Annotated in this window: 23 protein-coding genes; all 23 read left to right on the top strand. The window is 32.5% G+C overall.

Annotated elements, in window-relative coordinates:
* Positions 1 to 325: energy transducer TonB (locus tag HRU50_RS10255; protein ID WP_296350872.1), on the top strand; the 325-nt coding region annotated here is incomplete at its 5' end.
* A 65-nt stretch (positions 326 to 390) separates the two neighbouring features.
* On the top strand, positions 391 to 951 hold the full coding sequence (gene ruvC / locus HRU50_RS10250) for a crossover junction endodeoxyribonuclease RuvC (RefSeq protein WP_296350870.1): 561 nt from the start codon (positions 391 to 393) through the stop codon (positions 949 to 951).
* Between the two features lie 75 nt (positions 952 to 1,026).
* A complete protein-coding gene (gene hemW, locus HRU50_RS10245) occupies positions 1,027 to 2,160 on the top strand; it encodes a radical SAM family heme chaperone HemW (RefSeq protein WP_296350868.1) in 1,134 nt (377 codons plus the stop codon).
* Positions 2,157 to 2,909 (top strand): cyclase family protein, encoded by a 753-nt coding sequence (locus HRU50_RS10240; protein ID WP_296350866.1) that lies wholly within the window; start codon positions 2,157 to 2,159, stop codon positions 2,907 to 2,909. Before hemW ends, HRU50_RS10240 begins: the two co-directional genes overlap by 4 nt.
* Before the next feature lie 43 nt (positions 2,910 to 2,952).
* Positions 2,953 to 3,564: a DUF4230 domain-containing protein gene (locus HRU50_RS10235; protein ID WP_296350864.1), complete on the top strand. Its 612-nt coding sequence runs from the start codon at positions 2,953 to 2,955 to the stop codon at positions 3,562 to 3,564.
* Positions 3,565 to 3,599: 35 nt separating this feature from the next.
* Positions 3,600 to 3,962, top strand: a complete 363-nt coding sequence (locus tag HRU50_RS10230; RefSeq protein ID WP_296350862.1) for an MmcQ/YjbR family DNA-binding protein — start codon at positions 3,600 to 3,602, stop codon at positions 3,960 to 3,962.
* 149 nt (positions 3,963 to 4,111) lie between these two features.
* Complete coding sequence (locus HRU50_RS10225) at positions 4,112 to 4,522, top strand: response regulator (protein ID WP_296350860.1); 411 nt, start codon at positions 4,112 to 4,114, stop codon at positions 4,520 to 4,522.
* Positions 4,522 to 5,061: a heme NO-binding domain-containing protein gene (locus HRU50_RS10220; protein ID WP_296350859.1), complete on the top strand. Its 540-nt coding sequence runs from the start codon at positions 4,522 to 4,524 to the stop codon at positions 5,059 to 5,061. The genes HRU50_RS10225 and HRU50_RS10220 overlap by 1 nt, the downstream gene beginning before the upstream one ends.
* A complete protein-coding gene (locus HRU50_RS10215) occupies positions 5,061 to 6,650 on the top strand; it encodes a PAS domain S-box protein (RefSeq protein ID WP_296350858.1) in 1,590 nt (529 codons plus the stop codon). The genes HRU50_RS10220 and HRU50_RS10215 overlap by 1 nt, the downstream gene beginning before the upstream one ends.
* A gap of 3 nt (positions 6,651 to 6,653) precedes the next feature.
* Positions 6,654 to 7,787 carry an FIST N-terminal domain-containing protein gene (locus HRU50_RS10210; protein ID WP_296350856.1) on the top strand — a complete coding sequence of 378 codons (1,134 nt, stop codon included), beginning with the start codon at positions 6,654 to 6,656 and terminating at the stop codon, positions 7,785 to 7,787.
* Positions 7,788 to 8,852, top strand: coding sequence for an ATP-binding protein (locus HRU50_RS10205; protein ID WP_296350854.1), 1,065 nt, complete (start codon positions 7,788 to 7,790; stop codon positions 8,850 to 8,852).
* A complete protein-coding gene (locus HRU50_RS10200) occupies positions 8,839 to 9,156 on the top strand; it encodes an Hpt domain-containing protein (protein WP_296350853.1) in 318 nt (105 codons plus the stop codon). The genes HRU50_RS10205 and HRU50_RS10200 overlap by 14 nt, the downstream gene beginning before the upstream one ends.
* Positions 9,157 to 9,165: 9 nt before the next feature.
* Positions 9,166 to 9,894: a LytTR family DNA-binding domain-containing protein gene (locus HRU50_RS10195; protein ID WP_296350851.1), complete on the top strand. Its 729-nt coding sequence runs from the start codon at positions 9,166 to 9,168 to the stop codon at positions 9,892 to 9,894.
* Between the two features lie 278 nt (positions 9,895 to 10,172).
* A complete protein-coding gene (locus tag HRU50_RS10190) occupies positions 10,173 to 11,270 on the top strand; it encodes an FIST N-terminal domain-containing protein (protein WP_296350849.1) in 1,098 nt (365 codons plus the stop codon).
* Positions 11,267 to 12,415, top strand: coding sequence for an ATP-binding protein (locus HRU50_RS10185; RefSeq protein ID WP_296350848.1), 1,149 nt, complete (start codon positions 11,267 to 11,269; stop codon positions 12,413 to 12,415). The genes HRU50_RS10190 and HRU50_RS10185 overlap by 4 nt, the downstream gene beginning before the upstream one ends.
* A 388-nt stretch (positions 12,416 to 12,803) precedes the next feature.
* The gene (locus HRU50_RS10180) at positions 12,804 to 12,938 is read left to right on the top strand and encodes a hypothetical protein (protein WP_296350846.1); all 135 of its coding nucleotides are present in this window, start codon (positions 12,804 to 12,806) and stop codon (positions 12,936 to 12,938) included.
* 325 nt (positions 12,939 to 13,263) lie between these two features.
* Entirely contained in the window at positions 13,264 to 14,625 is a 1,362-nt protein-coding gene (locus tag HRU50_RS10175) for a UDP-glucose/GDP-mannose dehydrogenase family protein (protein WP_296350845.1), read from the top strand.
* A gap of 34 nt (positions 14,626 to 14,659) precedes the next feature.
* Positions 14,660 to 15,598, top strand: coding sequence for a UDP-glucuronic acid decarboxylase family protein (locus HRU50_RS10170; RefSeq protein ID WP_296350843.1), 939 nt, complete (start codon positions 14,660 to 14,662; stop codon positions 15,596 to 15,598).
* A 23-nt stretch (positions 15,599 to 15,621) separates the two neighbouring features.
* Positions 15,622 to 16,008 carry a response regulator gene (locus HRU50_RS10165; protein WP_296350842.1) on the top strand — a complete coding sequence of 129 codons (387 nt, stop codon included), beginning with the start codon at positions 15,622 to 15,624 and terminating at the stop codon, positions 16,006 to 16,008.
* Positions 16,009 to 16,041: 33 nt separating this feature from the next.
* Positions 16,042 to 17,229, top strand: a complete 1,188-nt coding sequence (locus HRU50_RS10160) for a sugar transferase (protein ID WP_296350840.1) — start codon at positions 16,042 to 16,044, stop codon at positions 17,227 to 17,229.
* A gap of 217 nt (positions 17,230 to 17,446) precedes the next feature.
* On the top strand, positions 17,447 to 18,184 hold the full coding sequence (locus tag HRU50_RS10155) for a TolC family protein (RefSeq protein ID WP_296350838.1): 738 nt from the start codon (positions 17,447 to 17,449) through the stop codon (positions 18,182 to 18,184).
* Positions 18,185 to 18,197: 13 nt separating this feature from the next.
* Entirely contained in the window at positions 18,198 to 20,573 is a 2,376-nt protein-coding gene (locus HRU50_RS10150) for a hypothetical protein (RefSeq protein ID WP_296350836.1), read from the top strand.
* Between the two features lie 26 nt (positions 20,574 to 20,599).
* On the top strand, positions 20,600 to 21,946 hold the full coding sequence (locus HRU50_RS10145) for a hypothetical protein (protein ID WP_296350834.1): 1,347 nt from the start codon (positions 20,600 to 20,602) through the stop codon (positions 21,944 to 21,946).
* Position 21,947: the final 1 nt, after the last annotated feature.

Here is a 21,947-nt window from a genome sequence, read left to right as displayed (position 1 = left end):
GAAAATGTGTACTTCTCAGTATGTTAATAAACATGTAGCTAAAAAATTTAATACTGATTTAGCAACAGAACTGGGCTTACCACCAGGAAAAAAGAGAATCCTTACAATTTTTAAAATAGATAAAACTGGTAAGGTTACAAATATTACTGCTCGTGGACCACACCCAGATTTAGAAGCTGAAGCAGTTCGTGTTATAGGTTTATTACCAGACTTTATTCCGGGAAAACAAAAAGGTAAAGCAGTGATTGTACCTTTTTCAATGCCGATAGTTTTTACAGTTGCAGATAGAACTGAGAACCGAAAAAAGAAGAGACGTAGGAATTAGTAACACATTATTATAAATTCCTAAGTGATAACAGTGATTTACTTATTATTTTTGAAGAACAGTTGATGAGTAAAGAAAAAATCATATTAGGTATTGATCCTGGAACAACTATTATGGGTTTTGGTCTTATAAAAGTTGTTGGGAAGAAGATGCAGTTTATGCAACTAAACGAGCTACATTTAAAAAAGTATGATGATCATTATCTTAAGCTAAAACTCATATTTGAACGCACAGTTGAGTTAATTGACACCTATTATCCAGATGAAATAGCTATTGAAGCGCCTTTTTTTGGAAAGAACGTACAGAGTATGCTGAAATTAGGTCGTGCGCAAGGTGTTGCCATGGCAGCGGGTTTATCTCGCGAAGTACCAATAACAGAATATTCCCCAAAGAAAATAAAGATGGCGATTACTGGTAATGGAAACGCGAGTAAAGAACAAGTGGCTAAAATGCTACAAAGCTTGCTGTCACTTAATTCATTACCAAAAAATTTAGACTCAACTGATGGGCTTGCAGCAGCAGTTTGTCATTTCTATAATCAAGGTAGAGTGGATACTGGTAAAAGTTATTCAGGTTGGGCAGCTTTTGTAAAACAAAATCCTAATAAAGTAAACAGTAAACACTGACAGTATGCAGTTATTAAATATTATTATGAAGTCAATATTTACACTTCAGATTGAGACTGTAAACTAAGAACTAAAATGAGTGGTATCTACATACATATCCCATTTTGCAAGCAGGCATGTCATTATTGCGACTTTCATTTTTCGACCTCATTAAAAAAGAAAGATGACCTGGTTAAAGCACTTGCTAAAGAAATAGTGCTTCGTAAGGATGAGTTTAAAGATACAGTTGTAGAAACCATTTATTTTGGAGGTGGTACACCTTCAATATTGACGAATGATGAATTACAATTTTTGATTGATGAGGTACAAAGTAATTATGAGGTAGTTAAACATCCTGAAATTACTCTAGAGGCAAATCCAGATGATCTTTCAAAAGAACGGATTATCGAATTATCAAATTCATCTATTAATAGATTGAGTATTGGGATTCAGTCCTTTTTTGAAACTGATTTAAAACTTATGAATCGTGCTCATAGTGCAGAAGAGGCTAAAGAATGTTTGTCTTTTGCGACTCAGTATTTTAATAATATTTCGATTGATTTAATTTATGGAGTTCAAGGTGCGTCCCATGAACAGTGGATCAAAAATATAGACATTGCCTTGAGCTATAATATACCTCATATTTCTAGCTATGCTTTAACCGTTGAACCAAAAACGGCATTGGCATCATTTATTAGTAAAGGAATTATTGAGGATGTAGATGATGATCAAGCTCATGAGCAATTTCATATGTTAAAAGATAAATTAGAGGAACAAGGATTTGTACATTATGAACTGTCAAATTTTGGTAAAGAAGGTTATTTCAGTAAGAATAACACCGCATATTGGCAAGGTAAATCCTATTTAGGAATAGGACCTTCCGCACATTCCTTTAATGGAAACCAGCGCGGATGGAACGTAAGAAACAATTCAAAGTATATTAGGGCTATTGAACAAGGAGAATTACCTATGGAAATAGAAACCTTAACTAAAACCGACCAGTATAATGAATATATTATGACCGGTCTTAGAACCATTTGGGGCGTTTCATTACTTAAGGTGAACAGTGACTTTGGTGAATCCTATAAAAATTACTTAATACAACAGGCTGAGGTTTTTATTAATCAACATTTATTGTATATTGATGATGAGCATATTCGCGTTACAAAAAAAGGACAATTCTTAAGTGATGGAATAGCTAGTGAACTTTTTAAAATTAATTTGTCTTGATCGCATTAATCCAATACAATTCCAGAAAGTTAAAGATAGATTTATCTCAACCCTTAGACATTTCAATTCCAATAACTGATAGAGCATCAAATGTAAATGCATGGTACATTGGTCCACCAAAAATAGAACCAGAGGTTTTTGATGGTGACATTATTAGTGTTTCCAACGGTGCTTCGGTTAATTTTAATACCATAACCTTCAATCCGCATTCACACGGTACACATACAGAAACTGTTGGTCATATCGTAGAAAAGCAGCATCACATAAATAATAGTTTAGAAAAGTATTTCTTTTTAGCTGAAGTTATTACTGTAGTTCCAGAAAAAGTAGGTGAAGACTATGTTATTTCCGCAAAGCAACTCCAGTTTATGATAGGGAATAAAAAACGAGAAGCAATTATCGTCAGAACCTTACCTAATATAAGATCCGAAAAGACAACAAAACAATATTCAAATACCAATTGGCCATATTTTCAAAAAGATGCTGTAAAGTTATTGGTAAGAAAAGGCGTAAAGCATCTTCTCATTGATTTACCTAGTGTAGATAGAGAAGAAGACGGAGGTGAACTAGCAGGGCACAATACATTTTGGAATACTCATGGTAAACTAAGAACAAATGCAACTATAACTGAGTTTATTTATGTATCTAATAAAATAAAGGATGGAGCTTATATGCTAAATTTACAGATTGCGCCATTTGAGAATGACGCATCACCTAGTAAGCCAATTCTTTATAAAGTTATGGACTAATACTCTTGTGACAAGATAGCTTTTAGCTGTATCTTACTTATATATGGAAACATTTTTTATAATAATTATAAGTATTCTAGTCACCTTGGGTTTAGTTACACTTTATAAGCAGTGGAAAACTAAAAAAGATACTAAAGCACAATCTTTGGTGCTGCTAGATAAAATAAAACGAGTATGTAAGTTTATAACAGTTGAAGGTGACTTTGCAGAAATCTATCACTATGAAGACGTTAAAGAAAAGTTTCTAAAATTAATTTCTAGTAAGAAGAAAGCACTGGTAGTCATTAATGCAAAAGCTCATGTCGGTTTCGATTTAAGCAAAGTGCAAATGAAATCGTACCCTAACACTAAAACAGTTGTATTGACTCATTTTCCGCAACCTGAAGTATTATCTATAGAGAGTAATATTAATTATTATGACAAACAAGATGGTATGTTTAACAAATTTGAAGCTTCTGACTTAACAGAATTACATACCAAAGCAAAAGAACATATAAGAGATAAAATTCCCAAAAGTGGCTTGTATAATGTTGCCAAATTAGAAGCTTTGGAAGCTATTCAGTTAATAGAGAACTTGGTGCAGACGATTGGTTGGAGCTTAGATTATTCTGCTTTGAAAATAGAAGATAAATCTAATAAAAAGTTGTTGGTTTAGTAGTGAACGATAGAGCTTAACGTAATAACACTATTTTGAATATAGAAGAATTTAGAAATTATTGTATCAATAAAAAAGAAGTCACTGAGCACTTTCCCTTTGACGATGACACCTTAGTGTTTAAAGTCTGCAATAAAATGTTCGCCTTGGCTTCTTTGAAACGTTGGGAATCAGGTGATGCCTTTATCAATTTAAAATGCGATCCAGATTATGCTCAGGAGTTAAGAGCAGAATATGAAAGTATTAAGCCAGGATATCATATGCATAAGAGATTATGGAACAGTGTTTATGTGCATTCTGGTGAATTAGCAACGCAGCAAATTTTACACTTAATTGATCACTCCTATGATATGGTAATCAAGGGTTTATCAAAAAAATTGCGAGATGCTTTAAATTAAGAAAATTACCATTCGTCGATAGTAATTAACTGCTCATCGGACTTGTTGTAAGGTTAAACGAAATGCATTCAAAATACTTAAATGGAATCTTAACTTTGAGTTTGCCAGATATGGCTATACCGCTATTATAATTTTTTAAATCAAAGAAAATGAATTCCCTTAAAGTATTATTAATTGAAGATGACATGATTGAGGTTATGAAGCTCAATCGTGCAAAAAACTCCCTAAACTTAAACCACAACATTATTGAGGCAAATAATGGTGAAGAAGCTTTAAATATTTTAGAAGATAGAGATAATTTGCCCGATATTATATTGTTAGATTTAAATATGCCAAAAATCAGCGGCATAGAATTTCTTAAAATTTTAAAAGCTCATGACACTTTAAAGTATTTACCTACAATTGTGCTTACGACGTCAAGTAATGAGCGCGATTTACTAGAATGTTACAAAATAGGAATAGCTGGTTATGTTCTTAAACCTTTAAAATATGAGGATTATGTTTCCAAAATTGAAAAATTATTAGCATATTGGGGTGTAAATGAATTAATTAAAGCTTAATGAAAGGCATAATATTTACCGAATTTTTAGAACTTGTTGAAGAGAAATTTGGCCTTGAAATGGTCGACACTATAATTTCTGAGTCTAATTTAGAGTCCGATGGTGTATATACAGCAATAGGGACATACGAATTTTCTGAAATGCTGCAACTAATTACACATCTCAGTGAGAATACAGATATTGCCGTAGATGATTTATTATTGGTCTATGCAGAGCATTTATTTGCTGTGTTAGTAAACTCATATCCAACTTTGGTCGAACATTACAAAAGTCCGATGGATTTATTAGCTTCTATCGAAAATCACATACATGTAGAAGTAAAAAAGATTTATCCCGATGCAGAACTTCCATCATTTAAACTAGAAGAACGCACCGATGATAAGATGATTTTAGTTTACAATTCCGAGAGAGCACTGTATATGTTGGGTAAAGGTTTAATGTTAGAGACGTTTAAACTCTTTAATGTTCCGGTAAATATAGACTACGAAAAAATTAACGAAGAAGGTACGGAGGTTAGGTTTTTTATCAATAAAGGATAATGAGCCAGAAAGAAGTTGAAATTCTTAAAAGGACTCTCGAACGAGAGAGAGCCGCAAGAAAAGCTGCAGAGCAAATTCTTGAGGCTAAATCTGCTGAATTATATGAAGCTAATCAAAAATTAAAAGCTTCCAATTCCGAGCTCATATCTACCATTTCAAAAAGTAATTCTCAATTACAAGGTGTTTTTGAAACAATAGCAGATGCCTATCTTATTATGGATTTACGGGGCAATATTCTCCGAATGAATGATGCCGCAGTAAAATTATTAGGCTTTGAGTCTACCGAAGATGAATGCAACTTAATGACGATGGTTGTTCCTGAAGAAGAAGAGAAGGTTGCTGAGTCTTTCCAAGAATTACTAAAAAAAGGATTTATAGCCAATTTCACCCTACCTATTTTAACACACAGTAAAGAAATAAAGTTAGTCCATATAAATGCTTCTATTATTTATGAAAATGACCAACCCGTTGGTGCCCAGGGAATTGTTAGAGACATTACTTTAGAAGATAGATATCAAAAAGCCATTGAGGCGGAGCGTTTAAAATATCTCAATATTGTAAGCAATATGAATTTAGGTTTGATGGAAGTCAATAATGATGATGAGATACTTTTGGTAAACCAAAGTTTTGAGGAAATGTCAGGTTTCTCAGAGAACGAACTCATAGGACGCAAAGGTTCAACCTTACTAAAAGCAGATTTTGAGGATAATGTAATAGAAGTAGAAAATGAAAAACGCCTAAAAGGTGTATCTAACTCATACGAGTTTAAGGCTAGAACTAAAGATGGAGAAGAGAAGTATTGGTTGGTTAGTGGTGCGCCTAATTTTGATATTGATGGAAAAGTAATAGGTTCAATTGGAATACACCTAGATATAACCGAACTTAAAAATTTAGAGAAACAAAAAGAAGAGCTTCTTAAGAAATTAGAAAAAAGTAATGATGAGCTGCATGAATATGCGCATATTGTGTCTCATGATTTAAAGTCTCCTTTAAGAAGTATAGACGCTTTAGTAACATGGTTAAAAGAAGATAATGTTGGTGTATTAAATGAGACAAGTCTTCAAAATATAGATCACATACAAAGCACTCTTGAAAAAATGGAGCAGCTGATAACAGATATCTTACATTATTCAAGTGCAGGGTCAGACACCTCAGAAAACACACCCGTAAATATTTCGACTTTAGTAGATGATTTACTAGGTATGCTTTACATACCTGATAATATTGAAATAAACGTTTTAAATGATTTACCGGTTATATTAGGTGATAAAACCAAATTACAACAGGTATTTCAAAATCTGCTGAGTAATGCAATAAAGTTCAATGATAAGGCAAGCGGAATTATCGAAATTGATGTTGAAGAATTTTTAACTCATTATCAATTTTCAATTTCTGATAATGGAATGGGAATTGAGCCTAAATTTCATGAGAAAATATTTAAAGTTTTTCATTCGCTTAATAAGAGAAAGGATTCAACAGGAATTGGTTTATCTATTGTTAAAAAAATTGTTAATCTCCATGGCGGAGAGATTTGGTTAAAAAGTAAACCAAATGAAGGCACCAAATTTTATTTTACCATTAAAAAGTAACCTATGAAAACTACCCAATTAAAAAAAGAAAAAGGAGGAGATTGGATTTATCTTTCGAAAAAGTTAGATCTTAAAAATCCTTTAGTGTTAATTTTCGGAAATCGATTTTTACTCGAAGACGAAACAATTTATGAACAAGTTAGAGCATTGTTTCCTGATGGTCATTTAGTTTTTGGTTCTACAAGTGGAGATATTACCGTAGAACATGTGGAGGATGAATGTATAACTATAACTGCTATAGAGTTTGAAAAGAGTGAATTCCACGTTAAGACAAACAATGTTTTAAATTCAGATAATGACAGTTTTAAAACAGGTAAAGAGCTTATAGAGCAATTACCGCAAGAAGGTTTGAAGCATGTACTCATCGTATCTGAAGGTAGTTTTGTGAATGGTAGTGAATTAACGAAAGGGATGAATGCCGCAGTTGATAATAAGATATTAATTACCGGAGGATTGTGCGGTGATGCAGCACGTTTTGAAAAGACTGTAGCGTCTTATAATGAAAACCCTAAGCCTGGTGAGGTAGTTGCAATTGGTTTATATGGTGAAACTATAGAAGCGACTTTTGCAATTCATGGTGGATGGACACCTTTTGGTCCAGAGCGTATTGTTACTAAATCTGAGTCTAATATTTTGTACGAGTTAGATGGCCAACCAGCATTAGACTTATATAAAAAATATCTTGGTGATAAGGCTGATCAACTTCCTGCAGCAGCATTATTATATCCTCTTAATGTAAAGTCTGAAGATGAAGATCAATCTTTTGTAAGAACCATTTTAAATATTGACGAGGAAAAGAATGCAATGATTTTGGCTGGTGATATTCCTATGAATTCTCAGGTACAATTGATGATGACTAATGTAGACAATATTGCGAACGCTTCAGAGTTAGCGGCCACGCAAGCTATTGAAAAACGTAAGGCAAAACCAGAAGTTGCAATTTTGGTAAGTTGTATTGGTCGTAAACTTGTTTTAGACCAGCGTGTTGAAGAAGAAATAGAAGAAGTAGTATCTATTATTGGGGGAGATACAACAGTTTGTGGTTATTACTCTTATGGTGAAATAGCACCGTTTAATTTAGAGATTAACTGCCAATTGCATAATCAAACCATGACAATAACATTATTAAGTGAATAAATGAACTCGCTGCTAAAACGTCAAATACGTAAATATCTGCCAGATGGTCTCGCAACTGACGAGAACATACAACGCTTTTTGGAAGCGGTGGATAAGTCGTATACAAATTATGACGAACAGTTTACCATGCAGCAGCGGGCCATGAATATAAGCTCTGAGGAGTTATTTCAGGCAAATAAGCAGTTAAGAAAAGATACTTTAGAGCAACAGGAAGTTATAGAGAAACTAAAACATATTATTGAAACTTTAGAGGTTTATAATCTTTCAGAGAATAAAAATAATGACATTATAGATTTAGATGGTTCCAAACTTGTTGACTTCATTGATAATCAGGCGAAGGAAATAGTGGAAATGAATAAACAACAAGAGAAGTTGTTGGTCGAATTGGCTCATCAGAACCAAGAGTTAAGTGAATACGCTCATATGGTCTCGCACGATTTAAAAACCCCACTAAGAAGTATTGATGCTCTAACGGCTTGGTTAAGTGAAGACTATAAAGATAGTTTTGACGATAATGGGAAAGAGAGTATATCTATGATACGTAATAGTGTAAAAAAAATGGAAAACCTTATTACCGGTATATTAGAATATTCGACCATTACAAGAAGTCGTAAGGATTTTTATGATGTGCAACTTAATTTGGTGTTAATTGAGGTACATTCAGAGCTTTTTGTACCTGATCATATTAAAATAAATGTCATGGATATGCCAATCATTAAAGGTGATAAATACAGATTAAAGCAACTGTTTCATCATTTACTTTCAAATGCTATTAACGCAATAGATAAGTCAGAAGGCCATATTGAAGTTGGATATACTAACAAGGAAGAAGACTGGGAGTTTTATGTAAAGGATAATGGAAAAGGTATTGAGAAGCGATACTTTAATAAGATTTTTGATACTTTTCAGAAATTAGAAAACCATTTAGAATCTACAGGCATGGGACTTCCAATTGTAAAGAAAATACTAACCACTTATGGGGGTAAAATATGGGTAGATTCTCAGCCTGGTAATGGATCAACGTTTTACTTCACAATAAAAAAAGAACCAAATGGAAGAGCCTAATTTATCATATGTTTACAATATGTCTGGTGGCAACAAGGAATTTGAGCAAAAGCTCATCGGTATTATGAAAACTGAGTTTCCGGAAGAGAAAAAAGAGTATTTTGAAAATATCGCTGCAGGAAATTTTTCGGAAGTTGCAAAGAATGTTCATAAACTTAAACATAAAATCATTATTTTAGGCCTTGAAAAGAGTTATGCATTAGCTGCTAGGTATGAGGATAACCTTTTGAAAGACAGTGTAGAAGGGAAAGAGGATTTTGAAGCTGTATTGCAAAACATGACTAAATTTTTAGATTCTTTATAAACCAATTTTATGAATTGTATAATCATAGATGATGAAGCTACCGCAAGAGCAATAATTTCCCAGTTATGTGCTGAGGAACCCAATGCCACTGTGTTAGAAGAGTTTCCAAATGCAATTCAGGCTATTAAGTTTCTTAATCAAAATGAAGTGGATTTAATTTTTTTGGATATTCATATGCCAGATTTTACGGGTTTTGATTTTATCGAGACCATAAAAAATCCACCAAAAACCATACTAACAACATCAGATCCAAATTTTGCTATTCAAGCTTTTGAATACGATTGTATCGTAGATTATTTGGTAAAACCAATAACCGAAGAACGATTTAAGAAAGCTATTTCAAAAGCAGAGTCTTCCTCTTTACCACTTTCGAATCCTTATGTGTCTGAAGATGAAAAGACTTCTGAAAAAGTTGAGGGTAAATCTGGGAATGACCTATATGTAAATATAGACAGAAGATTAATTAAAATAGATATACCTAGCATTTACTTGGTTGAAGCAAAAGGTGATTATATTTTTATTAAAACAGAAAACAAAAACTACACTGTACATTCTACTTTGAAGAAGATGGAAGAAAAATTACCAGATAGTTTGTTCTTGAAGGTTCATCGTTCCTATATTATCAACACCAAAAAGATAATTGATATTGAAGACAATAGTGTGTTAATTAAAAAGGATGTGATACCAGTTAGTCGTTCTAATAGACCAGAACTTATGAAACGACTAAATTTACTTTAGTTTTTTTTAAGATTTAGGTTTGTTTTTCTTCAAAAGAAACTGGTGTTATAAACGCTTGTAATACATTGGTTTAATCGGCGAAATTTACCGTTAATCTAGGGTTGAAATAGGCCTTGATTTTTATATTTGTGAACACTATTTTCATTCATCGTTCAATAATTACTTTCTAACTTTTGAGTATGGTCAATCAATCGAAAAAAACCCAACTCAGGTATTTTTGTCAATAATTTTACAGCAAATAATTGTTTTAATAATAATTCAATTTTTATACCGCACTTATGTTTATTTACAGTACGCAGACAACTGAAGTTGTTAATGCTATAAAAAAGCATGTACGATCAAATACAGCTTTAATATCTATAGCAGAACATACAGATATTGATGTCGAAGGGTTAATACAAGAACTCAACAAAGAAGGTATAGCCTTCATGGGTGGAATTTTCCCCAAAGTTATCCATGGCAATAAAATATTTGAAAAAGGAATTGTTGCAAATACTTTACACAACATTGAGAAGCTTTTTGTAATAAGAGGTATTAGTTATAAAAACTATAGAATACCACCCATTGATTTTAAGGACAGAGACTACAGTTTATTCACGTATGTAGACGGTCTAACCTCCAATATTTCACACTTTCTAAATAGATTATATCTCAATTATGGTATGGAAACTACCTATTTTGGTGGTGGTGCTGGTAGTTTAAGTTTAGAGCAAAAACCTTGTGTATTTAATAATGAAGGTTTATTTGAAGATGCCGCTGTTGTAGGAGTTATGCGAATGACCTCAAGAATTGGTGTAAAACATGGTTGGAAGAAAGTAGATGGACCTTTTATTGTAACCAAAGCAGACGGTAATATAATTAAAGAAATAAATTGGAAAAATCCGTTTGAGGTATACAGGTCCGTAGTTGAAAAACACTCAAAACGAAAATTTAATGAGCATAACTTTTTTGATTTAGCTAAAGGCTATCCTTTTGGGTTAGTAAAAAAAGAAGGTGAATGTATTGTGCGAGACCCGTTGATGGTAAACGAAAGTGGTGAGCTTATTTGTGTTGGCGAAGTAGAAAATAATGCTGTTGTTGATATTTTAAACGGTAACAAAGAGTCACTGATCAATGCCGCAAAATCAGCAGCTGCAGAGTGTATTTATCAGTCAGAAAATCCGAGAAAAGCTATTATCATAGACTGTATATCTAGAATATTATTCTTAGAAAAGCACTTTGATGAAGAACTAAATGCAATTACCAAACTTATAAAAGATCAATATCCTGATGTTTCTATTGGTGGGGCACTAACCATTGGTGAAATTTCATCTTATGGTGAAGGATTTCTAGAATTATATAATAAAACTACAGTAGTAGGCATGTTTGAATTATGAAAATAGAAAATCACATATTAACAATATTACAACTTTACGAGTATGCCATGGCAATTGGAAAGTCTCTAGACTATAACGAGAGTTGTAACAATTTTATAAGACTTATACTTAAACGAAAAAATCTTAATGCTGCTTGGATACTTTCAAATGAAAACAATAAATATGTTTGTAAGTATTCCATTCCTTTCGGAAGAAAGTCAATTGTAAAAACACAGCCCGATTTAAACAATCTATTACATGGCATAGATTCATTTGAATTATTTAATAATAATGCACTTGCGTTAAGCACGGCCCCAATAAAATTAAAAGATGGTCACTTGGCGGTTTTTAATCTTAAAGAAGAGGGATACCTATTTTTATATTCCAAAAAAAATAATATTGACGCCCAAGACCTCTCTAAATTACAGCCTGTAATTTCTAAGTTTATGAATGCCCTAAAAGCATGCAGAGTTTTTTCAGATCAACAGCGTTTACTCAAGAATTTAGAAAAACAAAATCAAGAACTGAGTGATTATGCTCATATGGTTTCTCATGATTTAAAATCGCCTCTTCGCAGTATTGATGCTCTAACTTCATGGATAACTGAGGATTATTATGACCATTTTGATGTAGAAGGTAAAAATCAACTTAACGAAATTAGATTTAGTGTCAATAAGATGGATGCCATGATAAAGGGTATTTTGGATTATTCAACAATTGATAAAAATCAGTCAGAAACCTATGATGTTGATTTGTACACGCTTGTAAAAGAAACTGTCAGCTGTATGTCAGTACCAGAGAATATCTCAGTTATGATAGATGAACTCCCTAAAGTAAGAGGTGATAAATTTAGACTACAACAACTTTTTCAAAACTTGGTTGATAATGCAATTAAATATAATGATAAGGAACAAGGCTTAGTAAATATTAGTGTTGTAGATAATAACCAATTTTGGAAATTTTATGTTTCTGATAATGGTAAGGGTATAGATTCTAAATACTTTGACAAAATATTTCAAACGTTTGGTAAGTTAGAGAATAGAAAAGATTCAACAGGTATAGGGCTAGCAGTCGTGAAGAAGATAGTACATATGTACGAGGGAAGCATTTGGGTTGAATCTACCCTTGGATTAGGCACTACTTTTTTCTTTACGCTCAGAAAATAAGCCAGGCATGTGTTTTGTATTTATAATTACCCATATATAATTTACTCTTAAATCAGATAGCTAAGGGTTAATAAATTCCTTTAATAATTAGATTATTTATATTAAGTGGAACTAAATATGTTTTAATTTCATTATCCTTAAAACAATAATTATTCTAAGACTTCATTCATCGCTTTTTTTTACCGATAATCCATGTGTTTAATCGTTTAAAACGTACTGTTCATCAGGGGTTTGGAAGGTTTAGAGTTTTCGTTGAAAATATTTGATTCCATTCGTCGATTGATGAGAGCTTCCCAACGTTCAACAAAATAATATCAATCGAAAATCAAAAAAAATGGGTTTGTTAGGCTTTAACTTTGTCTCATGACAAAAATTAATAGATATTAAAATGGAAAAGCAAGAGCAATTTATTTTTACGAGCATACATATCTATGAAAACATTTGGTTAGAGGCAATTCAAGATGCAGATAATACATTTTTTCTGTATCACGAAAAGGACAATGAAACAATGTATACAGCATAAACGATATAATTTATAATATACTATAATCCCTTACTCAAGAAGTTTTCATATTCTGAAAACAAATAAAGTGTAATACCATAGTAACCCTGAAAGGGCATAATGATACTTATGCCCTTTCTCTTTTAATACTTTCTAAGATCAGGTTTTTTATAACTACCTTTATAATAGTTAATTACAATACAAAAAACGAGTGCTTTTCTTTAAGCACTATAACAATTAATACTGTTCATTCATCTACACTTATCGTTTATCCGTCGAAATTAATCGATGAAATGACCTTTTTAGAGTTAAGTTTGATAAAAACAAACCCCAAATCTTTTAAATTATGAAAGTAGCAATAGTAGGAAGTGGATATGTAGGCCTAGTTACAGGTGCATGTTTTTCTGAAGTAGGTATTGATGTTGTATGTGTAGACATCGATAAAAAGAAAATTGACAATTTAAAGAATGGAATTATTCCAATCTATGAACCAGGTCTAGAGGACATGATTAAACGAAATATGTCTAAAGAACGTCTAGACTTCTCTACTAGTCTAGCAGACACAATTACTGACGCAGATGCCGTATTTATTAGTGTTGGTACTCCACCAGATGAAGATGGTAGCGCTGACCTTAAACATGTACTCGCAGTAGCTAGGGAATGTGGTCGTCACATGAACGATTACAAATTAATTGTAACTAAGAGTACAGTTCCTGTCGGTACGTCTCAAAAAGTTAAAAGTGCTGTTCAAGAAGAGTTAGATAAGAGAATGGTGGATATTCCTTTTGATGTAGCTTCAAATCCAGAATTTTTGAAAGAAGGTGCAGCTATAGATGACTTTATGAAACCAGATAGAATTGTAGTTGGCACAGAAAGTGAAAGAGCAGAAAAGTTACTCAACAAATTATACAAGCCATTTACTCTAAATGGACATCCTGTTATCTCAATGGATATAGTTTCTGCAGAAATGACAAAATATGCGGCAAACTCTATGTTGGCAACAAAGATTAGTTTTATTAATGACATTGCAAACCTTTGTGAGGTTGTTGGTGCTGATATTAATAATGTAAGAAGAGGTATCGGTTCTGACTCTCGTATTGGTAAAAAATTCATTTATCCAGGCATAGGATATGGAGGTTCTTGTTTTCCAAAGGACGTGCAAGCTTTAATAAAAACAGCAGCTGAAAACGATTACCAATTACAAGTACTGAAGGCAGTAGAATCTGTAAATAAAACGCAAAAGTTAGTGTTATTCAATAAGATCAATTCTTTTTATAATGGTAATTTGAAAGGCAAAACAATTGCAATTTGGGGATTATCCTTTAAGCCTCAAACTGATGATATGAGAGAAGCTCCGTCTCTTTACATTATTAAAGAACTTTTAGATGCAGGGGCTAATGTCAAGGCTTATGATCCTGTAGCAGCAGAGGAAGCTAGACACCACTTTGGCGATTCTATAGAATATTGTAATGACCAGAATGAAGCCCTAATAGATGCTGATTGTCTAGCTGTATTGACTGAATGGTCCGAGTTCAGAATACCTAATTTTAAGGTAATGAAGCGATTATTAAAAGAACCTGTTGTATTTGACGGTAGAAATATTTACGACAAAGAAGAAATGCATGATTTAGATTTCAAGTATTCTTGTATAGGTATTGATACTAGTTTAAACAAAGGAACCCAAGTAAAGCAAACCCAAACGGTATAAGCTCTCAACAACTTAAAATTTACAGCCTCAAATCATGAAAAAAAGAATTTTAGTTACTGGTGGTGCCGGTTTCGTAGGCTCGCACCTTTGTGAGAGACTTTTGTCTGAAGGTAACGAAGTATATTGTTTGGATAATTATTTTACCGGACAAAAGCAAAATGTAGTTCATTTAACAAGCAATCCTTATTTTGAGATTATTCGTCACGACGTCATTAATCCATTTTTAATTGAAGTTGACGAAATATATAATTTAGCTTGCCCTGCATCTCCTGTGCATTATCAGTACAATCCAATCAAGACGATTAAGACCTCTGTAATGGGTGCAATTAACATGTTAGGATTAGCAAAGCGAGTTAATGCAAAAATTTTACAGGCATCAACAAGTGAAGTGTATGGTAACCCTATGGTACATCCACAACCAGAGTCATATTGGGGAAATGTAAACCCTATTGGAGAGAGATCTTGTTATGATGAAGGTAAAAGAGCAGCTGAAACTTTATTTAGAGATTATCACGCTCAAAACGATGTTAAAATTAAAATCGTAAGAATCTTTAATACTTATGGCCCAAGAATGCATCCTAATGATGGTAGAGTGGTATCTAATTTTATAGTTCAAGCACTGCAGAATCATGACATTACTGTGTACGGACAAGGTGATCAGACGAGAAGTTTTCAATATGTAGATGATCTTGTAGATGGCATGATAAAAACAATGAATACAGATGATTCATTTACAGGACCTGTAAATATTGGTAACCCAGGTGAGTTTACAATTTTAGAATTGGCAGAGAAAGTTATTGAGCTGACAGGTTCCAAGTCAAAGATTGTTTACCAGCCTTTACCTTCGGATGATCCTTTAATGAGAAAACCAGATATTTCTCTTGCTAAGAAAGCATTAGACTGGGAACCTACCATAAAGTTAGAAGATGGTTTAACAAAAACAATTGCCTTTTTTAAGGATGCAATTAAATAGTGATTAACTCAATAATTTAAATCATGAAGAAAAAAATATTAGTTGTAGACGATGAGATGACAATGACAACATTACTAGAGTTTTTCTTATCAAATAAATACGAAGTGAAGGCCGTTAACTCGGGTATTGAAGCTGAAGAGTGGTTAGATGGTAATTTGCCAGATCTAATAATTAGTGACATCCAAATGAATGAAATGGATGGCTTTACACTGCTTCAAAATATAAGACAAAGAGGTTATACCAAGCATACACCAATAATTATGTTATCGGGTAATGCTGAAAGTAAGGAGCGTATAAAGTCATACAAATTAGGTGCACAAGATTATTTAACGAAGCCATTCAATCCTGAAGAGCTCGATGAGGTTGTGAAAAAGAATCTATTCCCAATTCACTATACCAACGTTTGGTAGTTGATTGCTGTTAAAAACTAAAACCTGTTAACAATGAAACTATTATATATTGGAAAGCATATTGAAGATGTTGAGTGGAGTATTGAAGATACCGAAATCTCAGCAGTCTTCTGTAATAATGCTGTAGAAGCGAGAAATGCTTTAAAGAACAATAAAGACATAGACGCTATTATTTGTGAATACAGTTTACCCGGAAATAATGGAATCTTCTTTTATGACAATCTAAAAGCCGAAAAAGAAGCTACGCATATACCTTTTGTGTTATTAATGGAGGAACACAGTGATAAGATCTTTCAAGAGGCCTTTTCCAAAGGCATCAGTGATTACTTTGTGATTGGCGCAACAGATACTGAGCAGATTATTCTTAGAACTAAACGATTAAGCACACAACAACCTACATCTATAAAGACTGAACCTAAGAATAAAACATCAGGTACTTATAAATTTCCTTTGTCTAAAAGAATCTTTGATATTGTAGTAGCATCCTCAATTCTATTAGTGTTATCACCATTATTAATTATGGTTGTACTTGCCATAAGATTAGAATCTAAAGGTAAAGTGTACTACATCGCTAAACGTGTAGGTCGGAAGACATTCGATTTTTATAAACTTAGATCTATGCGAACAGGTTCTGATAAACTTTTAAAACAACTCGCAAAAGAGAAAAACCAATATAATAACTCTCAAGAAGAAACTAAAGTCGATAAAGAAGAAGAATGCCCTAGATGTGCAAAACTGCCATATGGGGAGTATTGTTCACCGGTGAAGTATACGGAGAAAGGAAAAATTTGTGATTATTGGTACAATGAACAAAAGCAAAAAGCTTTAGATAGTAACTCTAGTTTTATAAAAATTATCGATGATCCTCGTATTACAAGGGTTGGTAAAATTATCAGAAATACAAGTATAGATGAATTACCACAACTTATCAATGTCATTAAAGGCGATATGTCTTTAGTTGGTAATAGACCATTACCAGTTTATGAAGCTGAGTTGTTAACTCAAGATCAGAAGTCAAAAAGATTTTTAGCACCAGCCGGAATTACAGGTTTATGGCAGGTTGAATTAAGAGGAAAAGGAGGTGATATGTCTGAAGAAGAACGTATTGCTTTAGATAATAAATATGCAGAATACTTTATTGGAAATAATTATTCATTATGGTTCGATTTAAAGATTTTAATGAGAACCGTGCCAGCGTTATTCCAAAAAAGTACAGTATAAAAATTCAGGTTTAGTTTTTTTGAAAGGCTGCTAGTTCTAGTAATTTGAATTGGCGGCCTTTTGTATTTATAATCAAGGTGTTATAAACAGAAATGCTTTAACATTATATACTATCTGTTCGTCTACACTTAATGGTTATCCGTCGAAATATAAGCGAATTCACACTAATGAAATTGTAATTTAGTAATAAGATAAGTTATTCAATTAGCCCCAAATCATGAAAAACTCTCTAAGAACGGTAGCAACGCTACTTGTTGTTTTATTCACACACACTTTTGTTGCAAATGCACAAGACTCCATAGTGGATGTTAAAGAGCCAGAATCTTTCAAATTACTGATTCCTAAGCTTGAAGTTTTAATAGATTCAGCTTGGGCTAATAATGGTTTACTTGGTTACAGAGAAGATCAGATTGAAGTTAAAAAGTCAAATCTGAAAGCTAAGAAAAGAAACTGGACAAGAAACTTTGGTATTTATGCAGACTCGCGCTATGGTACCTTTGATAATGTTTCTACCAATGTTACAGGCGGCAATGCAATAAATCTGTCTACTACAGCTACTCAAATGAATTTTGGTGTTGGATTCTTCCTTAAGATTCCAGTGTTCGATATTTTACATCGTAAGGCCGATGTTAAGCAAGCTAAAGCTGAAATTTCACAAGCTGAGAATTACTTAAAATTTCAAAGAGACGAGATAAGAGAAACCGTCATCATTTACTATGAAGACTTACTTCTTAAACAAAACTTGTTAGAGCTCAAGGCAAAGAATTTGGGTAATGCCAAGGTAAGTATGGAAATGGCAGAAAAGGAATATAAAAACGGATTAATACCAGTATATGAATATGTGAGAATTTTTGATATCACGGCAAGGATAGAGTCAGAATATGAAACAGCAAAATCTGAGTTTATGCTATCAAAAAAATTACTAGAGAACTTAACTGGTTTGACCTTTAAATAAGCGATAGATAACGATGAAATTAATAGACTTTATAAGGGTTTTATTAAAGCATAAGATACTTCTTATGGTTGCGCCAATTGTTATGGCGTCATTGGCTATTGTATTAACCATGAATCCTAAGTATGACTATGCTACACAGGCAGTTTTATACACTGGTATAGCTTCTGGTACATCCATAGAAATGGAAAAACGATCAGACTATTTTGCGTCAAATACAGCTTTTGATAATCTTATAAATATTATAAAATCGCGTGAAACTCAAGAAGAAGTGGGAGTGCGATTATTGAGTCAACATCTAATGCTTGATCAGCCACATGAAAAATATATATCTCCGGAGAATTTTGCTGAATTGAAATTATTAGTTCCAGAAGACATTTATGATTATGTGGTAAAATCTTCTGTTGCTCCAAAAAAGGGAGACAATTTACAGGAAGATTATTTAGCGCAAATTGTACCTGAAGGTCATAGTAAAGATGACTATGAACAAACTGTAGCTAATTTAATGGAGCTGATGAAAAGTAGCAATGATAATTTTATTTATGAATTATTGAATTATGAAGATCCATTCTACTCTTTAGATGCACTGTCAAAAATAGCTGCAGTAAGAGTAGGATCTAGTGATTTATTAAAGCTAAGTTATGAAGCTGGTGACGCGGGTATTTGTCAACAAACATTAGCGATATTAGGTGAGGTATGTATTAGAAAATATAAGAGCATTAAAGAGAATGGTTCTGACGCAGTAGTAAAATATTTTACTGGTCAACTTAAAGAAGCTGAAGCTAAATTGAAAGTAGTCGAAGATAGGCTCTTAAAGTTTCAACAAGATAATAACATCATTAACCTTTATGAGCAAAGTAAGGCAGTAGCTAATGTTAAAGAGAATATGCAGATTGCATATAAACAAAAGCAAGCTGAGCTTGCAGGTTCCTTAGCGTCACGTAAGAAACTTGAGGAAAAGTTAGAGATACAAGAACAAATTCAAAAGAAAAATGATGAAGTTTTAGCTGACAAGGATCAGTTAGGTAAACTTAACTATAGAATTGTAATAGAAGAAGCCAAGTCAGATGGTTCCGATACCAGCTTAAAAAACATTGCAGCATTAAAAGAACAAACAGAAAAACTTAAAAAAGAAATTGAAGATAAAGTTGGTCAGTTGTATATAATGAATAACTCAACTGAAGGTGTACCAATGAATAAAATGATGCCTCAGTGGTTAGATAAGGTAGTGGAAAGCGAAGATTTAGATGCTGAGGTAGATTTAATGACTAGACAAAGTCAAGAATTTGAAAAAGAAGTTGAGAAATATGCTCCAGCAGGTGCAAATATCAAAAGAATTGAAAGACAAATTAGTGTTATTGAAGAAGAATACTTAGAAATACTAAGAGGATTAAATTTAGCTAAACTTAAGTTTCAAGACACACAATTATCGAGTAATCTTAAGATGGTAGATCCACCATATTTTCCTTTAAAACCTATTCCTTCTAAGCGAAAGATTATAATAGTTGTAGCAGGTTTGTTTAGCTTCATTATGTTGTTAGCTAGTATTTTACTCATGGATTTCTTTGACAACACTTTAAAGAATATAAAACATACAGAAGATGTTTTAGGGATACCAGCTATTGGTATTATGCCAAAAATATTTAAAAATAAAGGACGTATTAATTTACTTAGAATTCAAGAACGTCTAATGGAATTCTTGATGCAAAATTTAGGATTTGCAGTAAATGAAGGTAATAATACTAAAAAGCCTAAAGTTATAACGGTCATTAGTACTAAGACAAATGAAGGGAAGACTACTATATGTGGTAATATAGCTCAACAATTAAAGGCTGAAGGATATTCGGTTGCGGTTTTGAGTGACTCTTTTAAAAAGAAAGAATTAGGGAAGTCAACAAAATTCCATTGGTTGTATAGGTTCTTAGGATACCAAGATCCTAGAAACGATTATGAGCAACCATTTTTAAAACATCTTACTGATAAAGTTGAAGATTCTGAACTTTTTACTTACAAAGTAGATAATGCGTTTATTCATGTAAAAGACTATACAGAACTTAATGTTTTAGATGACAGAAAGGTTGATAAATCAGTTGATTTTATCATTATTGAGTTACCAAATATTTTAGATGTAACCTATCCTAATAAACTTATTGAGAATTCAGACTTAGTGCTTCTAGTTTGTCGTTCTAACAGACTATGGTCTACGGCTGATCAAAATGTTTTTGATAAGGTAAAAACACTTGCAGAGGATAAGATTCAATTCTTTATAAATGGTGTTGAGGTTAAAGAGGTAGAATCTCTTTTAGGTGAATTACCAAGACAACGTTCAAGTTCAAGAAGAAAAATTAAGAATATACTACAGTTCCAGTTCTATTCTAAAAATAACATTTAATCATGATACAGTTAATTAAAAAAATAATGAGAGAAGATAACTTCCTATCCTTAGGAGGTAATCTTACCATTGCTGTATTTGGGTTTGCTGGTTTTGCGCTTTTAGCACGTAGTTTAGATACAGATTCTTTTGCACAATGGGTATTATTTATTTCAGGTGGCTCATTTGTTGAAATGCTCAGATTCGGAATTACCAATAATGGTCTTGTGAGATTTTTATCTGGTGCTTCAGAAAACGAAAGCAAAGCACTGATTGGCTCTAACACTGTAATTAGTTTAATAGTTACAGCAATTATTGCATTTATTTTAGTTGCAGTTAGATTTCTATTTAGCGATACGATAGATAATTCAGGATACGTACTATTCTTTGCTTGGTATCCAATTATGGCTTTTGTAAATCTGCCATGGAATAACGCTTTGGTTGTTTTACAAGCTAAGATGAACTACAGCAAAATGTTGCTAATTAAAGCATTAAATAGTGGTGTGTTTTTCATCATTTTAGTAATAAATACAATAGCTCTTAATTTAACGATTGGTGAATTGGTGATGTTATTACTAATTGTTAATGGTTTAACATCACTAATGTGCGTTGTTTCAGGTTGGGATGGATTAAAGTTAATTTCTAAAGCTGAGAAACGTACCAATAAGAAGCTACTGAACTTTGGTAAATACAGTGTTTTCACATTAATTGGATCCAATTTATTGAAGAACGCTGATATTTTGATTATTAGTATCAGTCCATTAGGTAATGCAGCAGTCGCATTATATAGTATACCATTAAAATTACTAGAAATAATTCTTATTCCGTTAAGAAGCTTTTCGGCAACAGCATTTCCGAAAATGTCCAAGGCTAGTCTTATGAATAATAGTAAAGAATTACACTTATTATTCAATACATATTCTGGTGCTTTATCATACCTATTTGTTGCAATCTCATTAGCATTTTTTGTATTTGCTGAACCGTTTGTAATACTTATTTCTGGTGAGCAATATCTAGACGTAAATGCTATAGGTTATGACATAGTAAATATCGTGAAAATCTTAGCTGTTTACGGTTTATTGTTGCCATTAGATAGAATGACTGGTATTGGGTTGGATAGTATAAATAAACCTAATGTCAATGCACTTAAAGTTGCCGTAATGTTAACAACTAACATCGTTGGAGATTTAATAGCAGTATTTGTATTTAAATCATTAGAAATGGTGGCATTATTTACGTTAGTGTTTACAGCAATAGGAATCGTCTTAGGAATATTCTTCTTAAATAAAGAAATAAAAATTTCAGGTAAAGATTTAATAAAGCATGCTAATATGTTCTACCTAGAGCTGTGGCAAAAGGTTAGAAGTAAGAAAGGAAGCTTATTTACAAAGTAGC

Origin of the sequence: Winogradskyella sp., from assembly GCF_013213835.1 — a bacterium.
Classification (GTDB): domain Bacteria; phylum Bacteroidota; class Bacteroidia; order Flavobacteriales; family Flavobacteriaceae; genus Winogradskyella.
Note: the sequence above shows the minus strand (reverse complement) of the source record. Positions and strands in the feature narration are given on the sequence as shown.